We start from the raw sequence: 14,525 nt of genomic DNA, 5'->3' as shown, positions 1-14,525 counted from the left end.
CGGCTGACGCCCCGGTCAGATTGCGCCGGTAGGGTGTCGGCCGTGACTGAACGCTTTGATGGACGCCGCCCCGACCAGCTCCGACAGGTGCGCTTCACGCGCAACTGGCTCGACCATGCCGAAGGTTCGGTGCTCGTCGAGTTCGGCAAGACCCGCGTGCTGGTGGCAGCGTCGGTGACCGAGGGCGTCCCGCGCTGGCTGAAGGGGCAGGGCAAGGGCTGGGTGACCGCGGAGTACGAGATGCTGCCGCGCTCGACCCACACCCGGTCGGACCGCGAGTCCCGCAAGGGCAAGGTCGGCGGCCGCACCCACGAGATCTCCCGCCTGATCGGCCGCGCGCTGCGCGCGGTCATCGACTACGAGGCCCTCGGCGAGAACACGATCGTCATCGACTGCGACGTGCTGCAGGCCGACGGCGGCACGCGCACGGCGTCCATCACGGGCGCCTACGTGGCGCTCGCCGACGCCGTGTCCTTCCTGCGCGGGCGAGGCGCTCTCAAGGGTGAGCCGCTCAAGGGTTCGGTGGCCGCCATCAGCGTCGGCGTCGTGGACGGACTGGCCGTGCTCGACCTGCCGTACGAGGAGGACTCGGCGGCGGAGGTCGACATGAACATCGTCATGACCGGAGACGGGAAGCTCATCGAGGTGCAGGGCACCGCCGAGGGCGAGCCCTTCGACCGTGCCGTCATGGACCAGTTGCTCGACCTCGGCGCCGTCGGCTGCGCCGAGCTGACCCGCCTGCAGGCAGAGGCCCTGGCCCGGTGATCGACCGCGTGGTGCTGGCCACCCACAACCCCAAGAAGCTCGCCGAGCTGCGCCGCATCGCGGACGCCGCGGGCGACGGCCTGGTCGTGGTCGGGCTGGACGAGGTCGGCGTGTACCCCGAACCGGAGGAGACCGAGCTCACCTTCGAGGGGAACGCGCTGATCAAAGCGCGCGCCGCGGCCGCCGCCACGGGCCTGCCCGCGCTGGCCGACGACTCCGGCCTCGAGGTGGACGTGCTGAACCGGATGCCCGGCGTCCGCACCGCCCGCTGGGCCGGGGCCAAGGCGTCCGACGAGGCCAACCGCCGGCTGGTTCTGGCGCAGGTCGACGACGTGCCCGACCCCCTGCGGACCGCCCGTTTCGTGTGCGCGGTCGCGCTCGTGCTGCCCGACGGGACCGAGCACGTGCTGCGCGAGACCCTGGAGGGCCGCCTGGCCCACGCCGAGTCGGGTAGCAACGGGTTCGGCTACGACCCGATCTTCGTCGCCGAGGGCGAGGACGTCACGAACGCGCACCTGACCCCCGAGGGGAAGGACGCGATCAGCCACCGCGGCAAGGCCGTCCGGGCGATGGTGGCCAGGATCGCGGAGATGAACCGGGCCTCGACAGGCCCAGCCGCGCGAGGAGGGGCATGACCAACCACGCCGACGAGCAGTACCTGGCGCTGCTGCGCCGCATCCTCCAGACCGGGGCCGAGAAGACCGACCGGACGGGGACCGGCACGCTGAGCGTGTTCGGCCACCAGATGCGGTTCGACCTGTCCGAGGGCTTCCCGCTGCTGACCACCAAGAAGCTCCACACCCGCTCGATCTTCGGTGAGCTGCTGTGGTTCCTGCGTGGGGACACCAACATCGGTTGGCTGCACGAGAACGGCATCACGATCTGGGACGAGTGGGCCGACGAGAACGGTGACCTCGGTCCCGTCTACGGCGCGCAGTGGCGCTCGTGGCCGGCGCCGGGCGGCGGCCACATCGACCAACTGGCCCAGGTGATCCGGCAGATCAAGGAGGCCCCGGACTCCCGCCGCCACGTGGTCGTGGCGTGGAACCCCGCCGAGGTCGACGCCATGGCCCTGCCCCCGTGCCACATGATGTTCCAGTTCTACGTGGCCGATGGCAAGCTGTCGTGCCAGATGTACCAGCGCAGCGCCGACACGTTCCTCGGCGTCCCCTTCAACATCGCCAGCTACGCGCTGCTGACCCACATGGTCGCGCAGGTCACCGGCCTGGAGGTGGGGGAGTTCGTGCACACCTTCGGGGACGCGCACCTCTACAGCAACCACCTGGAGCAGGCCCGCCTGCAGCTGTCCCGCGAGCCGCGGGAGCTGCCGACCCTGCGTCTCAACCCGGCGGTCACCGAGATCGACCGGTTCGAGCTGTCCGACATCGAGCTGGTCGGCTACGACCCCCACCCGGGCATCAAGGCCCCGATCGCGGTCTGAGGGTGCCCCGCCGCGACGAGCCCGCCCTCGACGCCCGCGAGCACCGCTACGGGCGTGGGCACAAGGGCGTCCGCGCGTGGGAGGTCACCGGCGACGCCAACGACCTCACGTTCGTGCTCGTGCACGGGCTGGGCGTCAGCTCGTCGCTCTTCCGTGAGGTGACCGACCGGCTGCGTCACCTGGGCCGGGTCGTGGTCTACGACCTGCCCGGCTTCGGCGGTGTCCCGCACCCGCGCGACCCGATGTCGATCGGCGAGTTCGCCTCGGTGATGGGCGCCTCCCTGATCGACCTGGGCATCACCGAGCCGGTGCTCGTCGGGCACTCCATGGGCGCCCAGGTCGCCGCCGAGCTAGCCGCCCGCGACCCCGACCGGCGGCGCGTCGTGCTGGTCGCCCCGGTCGTCCCGCCCGGCATGCGTTCGCTGCCGGCCGTGCTGGGCAATTTCCTCCGGGCCGCGCGCCACGAGCGTTTCGGCGCGGCCCTCGTGTCGGTGCGCGGCTACCTGATGGCCGGCCTGCGCTGGCCACTGGAGCTGCTGCCGTCGATGGTGCGCTACCCGATCGAGGAGCGCATCGCCGGCATGGGAGGCCGCCTCGTCATCGTCCGCGGCGACCACGACGCGCTGTGCCCGCAGGAGTGGGCCGAGGAGCTGCTGGCCGCCAGCGGCGCCGAGGGCGGCATCATCGTTGCCGAGGGGGCAAGCCACCAGGTGGTCGTCGACCACGCCGACGAGGTGGTCGCCGCGGCCATCGCGGCGGCGGGACGGGCGCCGCTGCCGTGAACCGGCTCGCGACCGTGGTCCGCGACTGTGCGCACGTGGGGTGGCGCTGGCCGGCGTCTGCCCTCGACCGCACCGAACCGGACGCCCTGGCCCACGGCCCGCTGACCCCGGTCGTGCTCCTGCCCGGCATCTGGGAGAGCTGGCGCTACCTGCTGCCCCTGGCCCGCCGCCTGCACGCGCTGGGCCACCCCGTGCACCCGCTCCCGAGTCTGGGCTGGAACGGCCGCCCGCTGGCCGAGTCGCGTGAGCGCGCCCGCGCCGAGCTCGACGCGCTGGGCGTGGAGGGGGCGGTGCTGGTGGCCCACTCCAAGGGCGGACTCATCGGCAAGACCCTGCTCACCGACCCCACGACAGCCGACCAGCTGCGCGGGCTGGTCGCGGTGTGCTCGCCGTTCGGCGGCTCGAAGCTGTCGTGGCCAGTGTTCACGCGGACGCCGTTGGGCCTGTTCGCGCCGGGCGGGGAGGCGATCCTCTCCCTGGCGGCCGAGACGCTGGTCGACGCGCGGATCGTGTCGATCGGGTCGGCGTGGGACGAGATGATCCCCGAGGGCTCCGTCCTGGCCGGGGCCCGCAACATCACGCTGGCCCAGGCCGGGCACTTCCGCCCGGTCGCCGACGCCGGCGTCGCGCGGCTGGTGCACGAGCAGGTGGAGTGGCTCGCCGCGGGTCGCTGAGCCTCGCTACGATCCGCGCATGCCCGTGATCGCCATCGCCATCGTCGCCGCCAACGGGGTCCTGGGGGACGGCGAGAAGCAGCCCTTCGAGTTCCCCGAGGACTGGGCCCGCTACAAGCGCGTCACGCTGGGCCACCCCATGATCATGGGCCGGGCCACCCACGACGCCATCGGCCGCTGGCTGCCGGGCCGCACCACCATCATCGTCACCCGCACGCCCCAGGCGGTCGAGCTGCCCACGGACGGGCGCGCCGACGGCCGGGCGGTCGCCTCGCTGGACGAGGCCCTCGCGCTGGCCCGCTCGCTGGACGACACCGTCTACGTCGCCGGGGGCGGTCAGGTCTACGCCCAGGCGTGGGACGAGCTGGACGAGCTCGACCTCACCGAGGTGCACGCGGACGCCGAGGGCTCGGTCGTCCTCCCCGAGGTCGACCCGGCCGTCTGGGAGGAGTACAGGCGCGAGCCGCGGGGCGCGTTCGACTTCGTCGGTTACCGGCGGCGCGCGCGCTCGTGATAGGCATCAGGGCGGCGACGACCTGTTGACCGGCGACTGGATCGTCGAGGGCCGCGACACCATCGGCGTGCAGCGGCGCTAGCGGCGGACGCCTAGGCTGGGCGGGTGCGCTCGGCAGCCTCCATCCTGCACCTCGACCTGGACGCGTTCTTCGCGGCGGTCGAGCAGCGCGACAAGCCCTCACTGCGCGGTAAGCCCGTCGTCGTGGGCGGGGTGGGCCCCCGCGGCGTGGTGTCCACGGCGTCGTACGAGGCGCGGGTGTTCGGCGTGCACTCGGCGATGCCCACGCACGAGGCGCGCCGGCTGTGCCCCAACGCCGCCTTCCTCGCCGGCCGGTTCCGCGCCTACCGAGCCAGCTCGGCGATCGTGATGGGGCTCCTGCACGAGCTCTCCCCGCTGGTGGAGCCGCTCAGCCTGGACGAGGCCTTCGTCGACCTGGCCGCCGGGCCCACCACCGACTTCTCCCCGGACGCCGTGCGCGCCCTCGCCGACGGGCTGCGCGCCCGCGTCCACGAGCGGACCGGTGGGCTGACCGCGTCGGTGGGTATCGGGTCGAGCAAGTTCATCGCCAAGGTGGCCAGCGAGCTGGCCAAGCCCGACGGCGTCCGGGTCGTGGAGCCGGGCACCGAGGCCGACACCATCGCCGACCTGCCCGCGCGCGCCATCCCCGGCGTGGGGCCGGCCACGATGGAGCGCCTCGCCCGCCTGGGCGTGCGGACGGTCGCCGACATCCGCGGGCTCAGCCACGGCGAGCTCGTCCGTGAGCTGGGCCGGGCGTCCGGGGAGTGGGTGCACGCGCTGGCGTTCGCGCGCGACGAGCGGCCGGTGGTGGCCGAGCGCGAGGCGAAGTCCATCTCCGTCGAGGACACCTTCGAGACCGACATCACCGACCGCGCCGAGCTGGACGCCGTGATCGACCGCGACGCGCGCATCGTGGCCGAGCGGCTCGCCCGCAGTGGCCTGTTCGCGCGCACGGTCACGCTGAAGGCCAAGAGGCCGGACTTCACCATCCTGTCCCGGTCGCTGACGCTGAACGGGGCCACGGACCGTCCCGAGGTCATCATCCGCGTGGCCCGCGGCCTGCTCGACGGCGTGCCCATCGAGACGGGCTTCCGGCTGCTCGGGGTGGGCGTGGCGAACTTCACCGAGGCCGCCCAGGAGGAACTCTTCGAGCCGGACGCCGCGGGTGCGGTCGTCCAGTCGGTCACCGGCACCGAGATTCCCGACACCGCCAACCCGACGCCCACCCGGGACGCCGACCCCACGATCCGGCCGCGCTGGCGCCCCGGCTTCCTGCCCGGGGTCGACGTCCACCACGACGAGCACGGGGCCGGCTGGGTGTGGGGCTCGGGGCTCGGGCGGGTCACCGTCCGGTTCGAGACCGCCGACACCGTCCCCGGACCCGTCCGTACCTTCAGCACCGACGACCCCGCCCTGCACCTCACGGAGGCCTGATGCGACGACGACGCACCCCCAGCACGCCGCGGGTCGCGCCGGTGCAGCTCACCGGGCTCGCCGAGGCCCACCCCGACGACCTGGACGCCGGCGTCCTGCTGGAGTCGACCCGGCTCGCCGGCCTCGACCTGCCGCCGGCCAACCTCGCCGGAGCCGAACTCGTCGAGGTGGCCCTCGACGCGGTGACCGGCGACGACCTCGACCTGACCGGCGCGCGCCTGCGCGAGGTGCTCCTCTCGGGCGTCCGGTTCACGTCGCTGCGGGCCGGGCGCGGCGACTGGCAGGACGCCCAGGTCTCCGGCAGGTTCGGCGTGCTGGACGCCCAGGGCGCCCGCTGGCGGTCGGTCATGCTCACCGGCTGCAAGGTCGACCTGCTGTCGCTGCGCGGCGCCGAGGTGGACGACCTGCTGCTCACCGACTGCCACGTCGGCGAGCTCGACCTCACCGGCGCCCGCCTGACCCGCGTGCGGCTGGAGGGCACCCAGGTCGGCACACTCGAGGCGGGCGAGCTGCGCAGCGAGCACCTCGACCTGCGCGGCGCCACGGTCGAGCGGTTCGTGGACCTCGGGTCGCTCCGGGGCGCGCTCGTCACGCCCGAGCAGGTGGCGTGGTGGGCGCCGGCGCTCGCCGAGGCGCTCGGGCTGCGGGTGGTGGGGGAGCCGTGAGCGAGGTCACGTCGCTGGTCGCGGCCATCCGTTCGGCGCTGGCGTCCGCCGCCTGCCCGGCGAGCGCCGAGCCGATGCAGCGCTACATGAAGTCGGCGATGCCGTTCCACGGGGTGAAGTCGGACGCCCTGCGCCGCCTCGTCCGACCGCTGGTCGCCGCGCACCCGCTGCCCGACCGCGCCGCCTGGGAGGAGGCCGTCCGGACGCTGTACGACGAGGCGTCCTTTCGTGAGGAACGCTACGCCGCCATCGAGGTCGCCGCCCACCGCCTGTACAGGCGGTACCGCGATGCCGACGCCCTCGACCTGTGGGCCCACCTCATCACCACCGGCGCCTGGTGGGACCTCGTGGACGCCGTCACGGGCCTCGTCGACGACGCCCTGCGCGCCGACCCGGACGCCGTGCGCCCCGTCGTGCTGCGCTGGTCGACCGCGGACGACTTGTGGCTGCGGCGCTCGGCGATCATCAGCCAGCTGCGCGGCAAGGCTGACACGGACACCGACCTGCTCACGGCCGTGATCGACGCCAACGTGGCAGGCACGCCCTTCGGGTCGGAGTTCTTCATCCGCAAGGCGATCGGGTGGGCGCTGCGCCAGTACGCGCGCACCGACCCCGCTTGGGTGCTCGCCTTCGTGGCTGAGCGCGGCGACCTGCTCTCGGGCCTGACCCGGCGCGAGGCGCTCAAGCACCTCGCGGGCTAGGGAGACCGGATGCGCACCGACCACATCGACGTGCTGCACCTGGGGAGTGCGCGCTACGGCTCAGCGCGTTCGCGCCCGGGATGTCCACGGCGGTGCTGGGTACGTCGAACCCCGACATCGTCACCGGTGGGACGCCGTGGGCACTGGCTCGCACTCCCGCCGCTGACGGGCCCTAGACTGGGCCCGCTCGCCGGGGTGGTGGAATGGCAGACACGCTGGTTTTAGGTACCAGTACCGAGAGGTGTGAGGGTTCGACTCCCTTCCCCGGCACTCAGCCCAACAGGTCCAGGACGGCTTTCTCGAGGCCCGACTGGCGGGCCTGGGCGCTTCCGTAGCGCTTGGTGGCCGCATCCCCGATCGTCGAGCCGGACTCGTAGGCGTCCAGCACGCGTGGGTCGATGTAGGACGCCCGCGCGATGGTCGGGGTGTTGCCCAGGTAGCCGGCGACCTCGAGGGTGGCCTGCTTCACGGCGCGCTTCCGGGACATCTTGGTTTCGCCCTTCCCCTCGGTGAGCGCGAGCGACTCGGCGGCGATCACGGTGGCGTGCCAGGTGCGGAAGTCCTTCGCGGTGAGAGAGCCACCGAACAGGTCGGCGAGGTAGGCGTTCACGTCGGAGGCCCCTAGGTCACGCCACGTGCGGCTGTCCTTCCAGGCCAGCAGGCGGGCGCTGTCGCCGGTGCGGCGCCGCATGATGTCGAGGGCGGCCACGGCGGGGGCGTCCTCCACCGCGATGGAGTGCGAGATGCCCGACTTGCCGACGAACGAGAACACGAGCGCGTCCCCGCGCCGGCGGACGTGCTGGCGCTCGAGCGTCGTGAGCCCGAACGATCCGTTCGCGTCGGTGTAGGCGTCGTTGCCGATGCGGAAGTAGCCGACGTCGAGCAGTCGGACCGCCGCCGCGCACGCTCGCTCCAGCGGCATGCCGTCCAGCGCAAGGTCCGAGGCGATGCGCTTGCGTGCCTGCGGCAGCATCGTGGCCGCCTCGGTCACGCGGTCGAACTTGGAGCGGTCGCGCTTCGAGCGCCAGTCGGGATGGTAGAGGTACTGGCGCCGGCCCGCGGCGTCCGTCCCGGTGGCCTGGAGGTGCCCGTTCGGTACGGGGCAGATCCAGACGTCCGTCCAGGCGGGCGGGATCGCCAGCGACCGGATGCGTTCGACCTCGTCGGGCGGTAGCGCGGCGCCGTCCGCGCCGGTGTAGCTGAAGCCCTTCCCGCGGCGACGGCGGGTGTGCCCGGGCTTCCGGGGGCTGACGCGGCGTAGGCGGGCCATGTCCGGGATCGTAGCGCCATCTGGACCACAGGTCCGGCGATCCGGCCGCGAACCAGAGCGGCTGACAAGGGGAGATACCCCAGCGCGCCGGGGGCGTGTGGTCCACATGGCGCTACGTCGCCGGCCAATCCGATTTCGCGCTCCAGGAGGGGGCTACCTACTGTGACGGTAGTTGCGCCCACAGGTTTTGGCGCTCGCGTCACGTCGGAGTTTGATCGCCATGAGCACAGTCCTGATTCTGTTGGGCTTCGGAGCCCTCGTCGTCGCCCTGTGGGGCTTGCTCCGGGGGCACGTCGCCTGGGCCCACATCGGGGACCGCAAGCGCGCCGCCCAAGTGGCCGCCGGCTTTTTCGTCGCGATGGTCGTGGGCACAGCGATGGCCCCGGCCCCGACCACGGTGGCGCCCGCGCCCGCCCCGACGGTGACCATCACCGTCACCGCCCCGGCCCCGACGCCAACCCCGACCCCGACGCCAACGCCGACTCCGAGGGCCACGCCGGTCCCGAGCCCGACCCCCAGCCCCGCGCCCACCGCGGCGCCGGAGCCCACCCCCGCGCCCACGCAGATCGCAGGCTTCGTGAACGCCGATGCGGCCAAGGCCGCGACCAAGGCACCCGCGACCAGGGCCCCGGCCACCAAGGCACCCGCCACGCAGGCCCCGGCGACCAAGGCACCGGCGAAGAGTGTGTACTACAAGAACTGCACCGCAGCCTGGAACGCGGGGGCCGCGCCGCTGCGCCAGGGTGACCCCGGCTACGCCAGCCACCTCGATCGCGATGGCGATGGCATCGCCTGCGAGAAGCGCCCGCGCTGACTCAGGCGGGCCCGGCGGTCTGCACCAGCTGTGAGGTGCCCGACTGGCACAGGTAACCGCGCGCCACGGTGAGCGGCACCAGCGACTTCCGAGGCAGGACCACGCCGAGCAGGTCGCCGTCGTAGTCCACGTTCGGTTGCAGCAGGACCCCCGCGCGCGCCTTGCGCAGGGTCTTGGTCCAGTGCGAGTACAGCGACTTCAGGTCGTCCGAGCGCCCCGCGGCGACGATGTGGAGGGTGGGCAGGCCCGCCCCCAGCAACCCTGAGAGGGAGGCGTCGGAGTCGTCGAACTGCTCGGCGTCGTCCACCAGCAGGACCACGGGCCCGCGGGCCATGCGCACCGACGCCACGAGCGCGGCGACCTCGTCGGGGCCGACCGCCACCCGGTCGAGGTCGGCCCGACCCAGCGGCGAGCGGCGCTGGCACAGGCCGTAGACCAAGGGGGGACGCCCGTCGGGCGTCCGGGCGCGACGCAGGGTCTCGGCGAGACCGAGCAGCACGGTCGACTTGCCCGAGCGGGCCGGGCCGGCGACGAGCGCGTGCTCGCCCTCGTACAGCTCCAGGAACGCGGTCTGCATGTCGGCACCGCTCAGCCCCATCGGGATGCGCCACGGCTCGCCTGTGACCGAGCCGGGCTCGAGTTCGTCGGTGCCGACGCGGTCGGGCAGTGAGCGCACCACGCTGACCTTCGGGCGGGCGTCCGGCCACGCGCGACGCACCAACGCCACCGCGTCCTCGAGCGAGCAGCCCGGGGTGGCGACGTGGGTCTGCAGGCGGGTCTCCGCGCCGACGGTGCGGCCAGCGACGTGGGCGGGGGCGTCCTTCGGCTTGAGACCCGCGGTGCCGTAGTCGTAGAGGTCGGCGAGGCGGAACATCCACTTCTGGGTGGTGACCTCGTCCATCGCCGACGGCACGGCCTTGGGGCGCGTGGTGGCCACGGCCACCCACAGGTTCACCTCGTGGCCCTCGGCGTACACGCGGTAGAAGCTGTCGAGGACGGCCTGGCCCTCGTAGTCCTGGTACTCGTCGCGCAGGGCGGCCAGGCCGTCCAGCAAGAGCACGGTCCTGCGGTGCGGCCCCGGCACGCCGCGCCGGCGTTCCAGTTCAGCCCGGATGTGGCTGAACAGGCGCACCTGGCGCTCGCGGGCGCCGGAGCCGGGCCCGACGTAGGAGACGGTGTGCGGCAGGGCGCCCAGGGGTTCGAGGTCGCGCGAGCCCATGTCCAGCACGAACAGGTCCAGGTCCTCGGGTGCCCAGGCCCGCGCCATCGTCAGCGCGATCGTGGACAGCGTCGTGGAGGTGCCGCTGCCAGGGATGCCGGCCAGCAGCAGATTGCCGCGCGCCAGGTCCCAGCCGGCGGGGATCTGCCGCTGGCGGTCGGGTTCATCGGCCAGGCCGAACCACACCCGCGACCCACGGACGCCGCCGGCGACAGGCACCGGCACCTCGCCGCGGCTGGCGGGGAACCCGGCCAGGTCGACGCGCTCGCCGAGGGCCTCGGGCCACACGCGGCGCGGCGGGGCGAACCCGGCGGCCTCGTTGGCGGCAACCACGGCGTCGATGAGCAGGTCGAGGTCGGTCTCGTCCGACGAGCTCGGAGGGGGAGCGGCCAGCGCCGGGGGACGCCCGAACACGACCGGCCGCAGCTCCAGGCCCGTCTCCTGGCCGCCCTGGGCCAGGCCGGTGACCAGCGCCGTCTGCACCGGGGTGATCTCGTCCTGGCCGAGCTTGACGTACGCGCGGCCCCGCTGCTCGCGGCTGATAGCCGACGCGTGCGGGACGCCGATGACGTTCGAGGAGTCCTCCCGCGACTGCACGCGCAGGGCGACGCGGAGGTTGGTGTTGGCGAGGATGTCGTCGTTCACGACGCCGGCCGGGCGCTGCGTCGCCAGGATCATGTGGACGCCGAGGGTGCGGCCCACCGCGCCGACGCTGACCAGCGACTTCAGGACGTCGGGGTAGTCCTTGGCGAGCATCGCGAACTCGTCGATCACCAGGAGCAGGCGCGGCATCGGCTCGGAAGGGTTCGTGGCGAGGTAGGCGTCCAGGTTGTCGACGCCCTCGCCGGCCGCGGCGAAGACGCGCTGGCGGTACTCCATCTCCGCCTCCAGCGCGCGGATGGCCCGGTCGGCCAGTTGGGCGTCAAGGTTCGAAATGGTGCCGATGGTGTGGGGCAGCCGCTCACAGGTCTTGAACGCGGCGCCGCCCTTGAAGTCGATGAGGATGAACGTGAGTTTCTCGGGCGAGTTGCGCGCCGCGAGCCCGGCCACCAGCGAGCGCAGGAACTCAGACTTGCCCGAGCCGGTCGTGCCGCCGACCAGGCCGTGGGGGCCGTCGCGGACGATGTCGAGGCCGAAGCTGCCGCCCTCGCCCACACCGATCGGCGTGGAGACCCCGCGTGCGGTCTGCCACAGCCGGCCGATCGCGTCGGGGGTCATGGAGTCCAGGCCAAGCAGGGGTGGCAGCCGCACCAAGGAGGGCAGCGCGGCGCCTGGCACGATCAGTTCGGGGTCGTCGTAGCGGGCCAGGTCCATCGAAGCGCGGGTGGCGGTGGCGACGTCGATGCCGGCGAGGGTCACGTCGTCAACGACCTCGCGGTCCATGGGGCGCGTGACGGTGCCCTTGGCGTCCGCCCCCACGGTGATCACCACGGTGCAGGCGGCCGGCAGCTGCTCCACCGAGGATGCGATCACGACGCCCGAGACCTGGGTGAGCAGCTTCTGGTTGATGCCTGAGCCGGTCGGTCGCCCGTATCCCAGAAGGGTGCGCGCGGGCGCCTCCCGGCCCTCGGTGAGGACGTCGGAGTCCAGCACCAGCAGCACCGCGGGCGTGGTGTGCTGGTCGATGCCGTCGCGCAGCGAGCGGAGCAGGCCCTCGCTGCGCTCCCGCTGGGCGGAGATCCAGCGGTCGCCCGAGGCGTCCCCCAGCAGACGGGTGTGGGGCAGCCACGCGGCCCACGACCACGCCTCCTCGCGCCCGGGGTCGCAGCAGGTGACCACGGTCAGGTCGGCGGGGCCGCAGTGCGTCGCGGCCTGCAGGACGAGGCTCCGGGCCACGGCCAGGCTGCCCTCGCGGTCACCGACGATGCCGACGACGCCCGAGCCGGTGAGGTCCACCTCGACGGCGGCGGCGCGCACGGTGAAGTCGGCGACGATGGCCTTCACCTCGGAGCCGGCGCGCTGCAGGGCGTGGGGGTCGACGGGTGGCTGCCATGGCACGTCGCCCGTGCCGGCGTGCAGGGCCAGGAAGCCGTCGGTGCCCGCGCGGCGCTCCCACATCCGGGTGGTGGGCAGGGCGGCCCGGCGCAGGACGGTGGCCGGGTCGGGCACCTCGTCGCGTCGGCGGGCCCGCTCGAGGTCGGCGCCGGCCTCCAGCGAGCCGGTGAACTCCGCGATGGCCTCGGCGAAGCGCACCCCTTCTGCTGCGAGCTCGCGCTTGCGACGTTGCTTGCTCTCCAACCACGTGCCGACCGCCAGCACCGGGCTGAGCGCCGCGATCGCGCCGTAGCGGAGATCGCCCATCATGGCCACCATCGCCGAGGCCAGCACGAGGGGGGCCAGCACCGTGATGACGCTGAAGCGGTTGGACGCGGCGACGTCCTTCTTCGTCGGCGGTTCGGTCCTGGTCGGCTCGGGCAGGCGCCCGCGGCGGGGCGGACGGTTGAAGGGTGCGGTCCCCGCCGCCGAGGCGTTGTTCAGCGAGCCCGCCCGCGGGGCGAGATGCTCGCCGAGGTCGCGCGTCAGGTGCAGGGCGCTGCCGCCGGCCACGACGAGGGCGTCCCCCGTGACGAGGACGCCCTCGGGCCCGACAGGCTGGCCGTTGACGAGCGTGCCGTTCGTCGATCCCGTGTCGCGGACGCGGACGCCGCCCTCCTCGCGCTCGAGCGAGCAGTGGGACCACGACGCACTGGGGCTGTCCAGCATGATGTCGGCGTTGGGGGAGCGGCCCACCAGCAGCGGCCGGCTCGTCGGGATGCGCGCGGACGTGCCCGCGTGGAACCCGCCGGCGAGCAGCGCCGTCCAGTCGCGGGTCGGCTGCTCGTCGGGGATGCGGTGGGGGCTGATGGTGGCGCCCTCGAGCAGACCCACCTTCTCCAGCGGGTCGCCCGCGACGTGGCGGGACTGGTCGACCCACAGTGTCTTCTCCGGCCGCAGGGGCACCCCGGCCGCCTCCAGCACGAGGTCGCCCAACGTGGCCGTCGACGAGGTGCGCACGACCTCCACCTCGTGACGAACGCCGTTGAGGTCGATGACGACGCGCACGGGGGCTCCTTCAGGGGCTGGGGGGAGGACCGGGTGGGGTTCGCCCAGCATGCTACTCGGAGCCGCCGCGTGGTCAGGGACTACGCTGTCCAACCGGGCCACCCCGAGCCGAGAGGAACCGCCGTGGCAGACACCCCCGCCGACCCCCGGCTCGCCGCGCCGAGGCTGGGCAAGTCGCACCGCCTCGAGGAGCGGCTCGCCGAGGGCAGCCTCGGCGTCGTGTGGCGCGGCGTGGACACCCGCTCAGGCGAGCCGGTCGCCGTGCGCGTGCTGCCGCCGGACACCGTGGCCGACCGCCAGGAGCTCCGGCGCGTCCTGCGTCCCGGGTCGCCCGTGCGGACGCTTCGGGACCCCCACGTGGTGGCGGTCCGGGACTACGTCGAGGAGCGCCGCCGGGTGGCGCTGGTGACCGACTTCCTGGACGCAGGCGACCTGCGCACCATCCTGCGCAGCGAGGGCCCGCTGGCCCCGCGCGTGGCCGTGGCGCTGGCGTCCAACGTGCTGGCGGGGCTGGCGGCGTTCCACGCGGCCGGGCTCGTGCACGGCGACGTGCGCCCCGAGAACGTCATGCTTCCCTCGTACTGGCGCCGGCTCTCGCCCGGCTCGGCCCGCCTGACGGACGCCGTCCTGCCCGGCCTGGCCGACCGGCCGGTGGGCACCGCCGAGGACGACGTGTACGCCGCCGGCGCCGTGCTGCACGAGATGCTCACCGGCCGGGCGCCCGTGGCGGGCCAACCGGTCGGGACCCTCGACCTGCCGCCCCGGCTCTGGAACGCGCTGGCGTCCCTGCTCGCGGTCGACCCGGCGCTGCGCCCCACGGCCGCCCACGGCGCCCGGACGCTCGCGGACCTGGTGGACACGCTGGGGGCGCTCCGCCCGCTCGCCCCGACGCGGGGTGGACGCCCCGGGCGTCCGGCGGCCTCGCGGGTGGGTGCGGCGCGCTACCTGCCCACGTCCGACCTGACCGGGCCCGCTCCGCGGCTGGGTGAGCCGGCCGAGCACACGGTGGCGCGCTCGTCGCTTGAGGTGCCCGCCGAGCGGCTGCCCGTGGAGGCGCCGCCGGTGCGGACGCCGTGGTACCGGCGCGCGTGGGTGTGGGCCGCGGTCGGCGGCACGCTGCTCGTGGCCGCCGCGGCGACGTGGGTGGTGCTGGGACGCCCGGGCCTGCCCGGCTGAGACGGGG

Annotated in this window: 13 protein-coding genes and 1 tRNA gene; 12 read left to right on the top strand and 2 right to left on the bottom strand. The window is 73.7% G+C overall.

From position 1 onward, the window contains the following. Positions 1-3: 3 nt before the first annotated feature. From rph to ET989_RS04190, 10 genes are all read left to right on the top strand, one after another. Positions 4-765 carry a ribonuclease PH gene (rph, locus tag ET989_RS04235; protein ID WP_277751342.1) on the top strand — a complete coding sequence of 254 codons (762 nt, stop codon included), beginning with the start codon at positions 4-6 and terminating at the stop codon, positions 763-765. Beyond that, the gene (gene rdgB / locus ET989_RS04230; protein WP_131167471.1) at positions 765-1,400 is read left to right on the top strand and encodes an RdgB/HAM1 family non-canonical purine NTP pyrophosphatase; all 636 of its coding nucleotides are present in this window, start codon (positions 765-767) and stop codon (positions 1,398-1,400) included. Before rph ends, rdgB begins: the two co-directional genes overlap by 1 nt. Then, entirely contained in the window at positions 1,397-2,206 is an 810-nt protein-coding gene (locus ET989_RS04225) for a thymidylate synthase (protein WP_131167316.1), read from the top strand. The genes rdgB and ET989_RS04225 overlap by 4 nt, the downstream gene beginning before the upstream one ends. 2 nt (positions 2,207-2,208) lie before the next feature. Beyond that, entirely contained in the window at positions 2,209-2,988 is a 780-nt protein-coding gene (locus tag ET989_RS04220) for an alpha/beta fold hydrolase (RefSeq protein ID WP_165490026.1), read from the top strand. A gap of 35 nt (positions 2,989-3,023) precedes the next feature. After that, complete coding sequence (locus tag ET989_RS04215; protein WP_165490025.1) at positions 3,024-3,662, top strand: esterase/lipase family protein; 639 nt, start codon at positions 3,024-3,026, stop codon at positions 3,660-3,662. Positions 3,663-3,681: 19 nt separating this feature from the next. Further along, on the top strand, positions 3,682-4,176 hold the full coding sequence (locus ET989_RS04210) for a dihydrofolate reductase (protein WP_131167313.1): 495 nt from the start codon (positions 3,682-3,684) through the stop codon (positions 4,174-4,176). A 105-nt stretch (positions 4,177-4,281) separates the two neighbouring features. Next, complete coding sequence (locus tag ET989_RS04205; protein WP_131167312.1) at positions 4,282-5,631, top strand: DNA polymerase IV; 1,350 nt, start codon at positions 4,282-4,284, stop codon at positions 5,629-5,631. Then, positions 5,631-6,296 carry a pentapeptide repeat-containing protein gene (locus tag ET989_RS04200; protein WP_131167311.1) on the top strand — a complete coding sequence of 222 codons (666 nt, stop codon included), beginning with the start codon at positions 5,631-5,633 and terminating at the stop codon, positions 6,294-6,296. The genes ET989_RS04205 and ET989_RS04200 overlap by 1 nt, the downstream gene beginning before the upstream one ends. After that, positions 6,293-6,997, top strand: coding sequence for a DNA alkylation repair protein (locus tag ET989_RS04195; protein WP_131167310.1), 705 nt, complete (start codon positions 6,293-6,295; stop codon positions 6,995-6,997). Before ET989_RS04200 ends, ET989_RS04195 begins: the two co-directional genes overlap by 4 nt. A 189-nt stretch (positions 6,998-7,186) precedes the next feature. Then, a tRNA-Leu gene (locus tag ET989_RS04190) sits at positions 7,187-7,267 on the top strand. A gap of 1 nt (position 7,268) precedes the next feature. Here ET989_RS04190 and ET989_RS04185 read toward each other — a convergent pair. Next, positions 7,269-8,267 carry a DNA topoisomerase IB gene (locus tag ET989_RS04185; RefSeq protein WP_131167309.1) on the bottom strand — a complete coding sequence of 333 codons (999 nt, stop codon included), beginning with the start codon at positions 8,265-8,267 and terminating at the stop codon, positions 7,269-7,271. 220 nt (positions 8,268-8,487) lie between these two features. Between ET989_RS04185 and ET989_RS04180 the strand changes: the two genes are divergently transcribed. Then, complete coding sequence (locus ET989_RS04180) at positions 8,488-9,081, top strand: excalibur calcium-binding domain-containing protein (protein ID WP_131167308.1); 594 nt, start codon at positions 8,488-8,490, stop codon at positions 9,079-9,081. Position 9,082: 1 nt separating this feature from the next. Here ET989_RS04180 and ET989_RS04175 read toward each other — a convergent pair whose 3' ends face one another. Next, positions 9,083-13,342 (bottom strand): FtsK/SpoIIIE domain-containing protein, encoded by a 4,260-nt coding sequence (locus tag ET989_RS04175; RefSeq protein ID WP_131167307.1) that lies wholly within the window; start codon positions 13,340-13,342, stop codon positions 9,083-9,085. A gap of 123 nt (positions 13,343-13,465) precedes the next feature. On the opposite strand from ET989_RS04175, the gene ET989_RS04170 reads away from it, so the two are divergent. Further along, positions 13,466-14,518, top strand: coding sequence for a serine/threonine-protein kinase (locus ET989_RS04170; RefSeq protein WP_165490024.1), 1,053 nt, complete (start codon positions 13,466-13,468; stop codon positions 14,516-14,518). The last annotated feature ends 7 nt before the right edge of the window (positions 14,519-14,525 follow it).

The sequence above is a fragment of the Propioniciclava sinopodophylli genome (genome assembly GCF_004324755.1).
GTDB classification, from domain to species: domain Bacteria; phylum Actinomycetota; class Actinomycetes; order Propionibacteriales; family Propionibacteriaceae; genus Propioniciclava; species Propioniciclava sinopodophylli.
Note: the sequence above shows the minus strand (reverse complement) of the source record. Positions and strands in the feature narration are given on the sequence as shown.

What these genes read in the sequence shown, in the direction of transcription:
- ET989_RS04225 (WP_131167316.1), top strand. Translation starts at nt 1,397, where the DNA reads ATGACCAACCACGCCGACGAGCAGTACCTGGCGCTGCTGCGCCGCATC.
- ET989_RS04185 (WP_131167309.1), bottom strand. Translation starts at nt 8,267, where the DNA reads ATGGCCCGCCTACGCCGCGTCAGCCCCCGGAAGCCCGGGCACACCCGC.
- ET989_RS04200 (WP_131167311.1), top strand. Translation starts at nt 5,631, where the DNA reads ATGCGACGACGACGCACCCCCAGCACGCCGCGGGTCGCGCCGGTGCAG.
- ET989_RS04210 (WP_131167313.1), top strand. Translation starts at nt 3,682, where the DNA reads ATGCCCGTGATCGCCATCGCCATCGTCGCCGCCAACGGGGTCCTGGGG.
- ET989_RS04180 (WP_131167308.1), top strand. Translation starts at nt 8,488, where the DNA reads ATGAGCACAGTCCTGATTCTGTTGGGCTTCGGAGCCCTCGTCGTCGCC.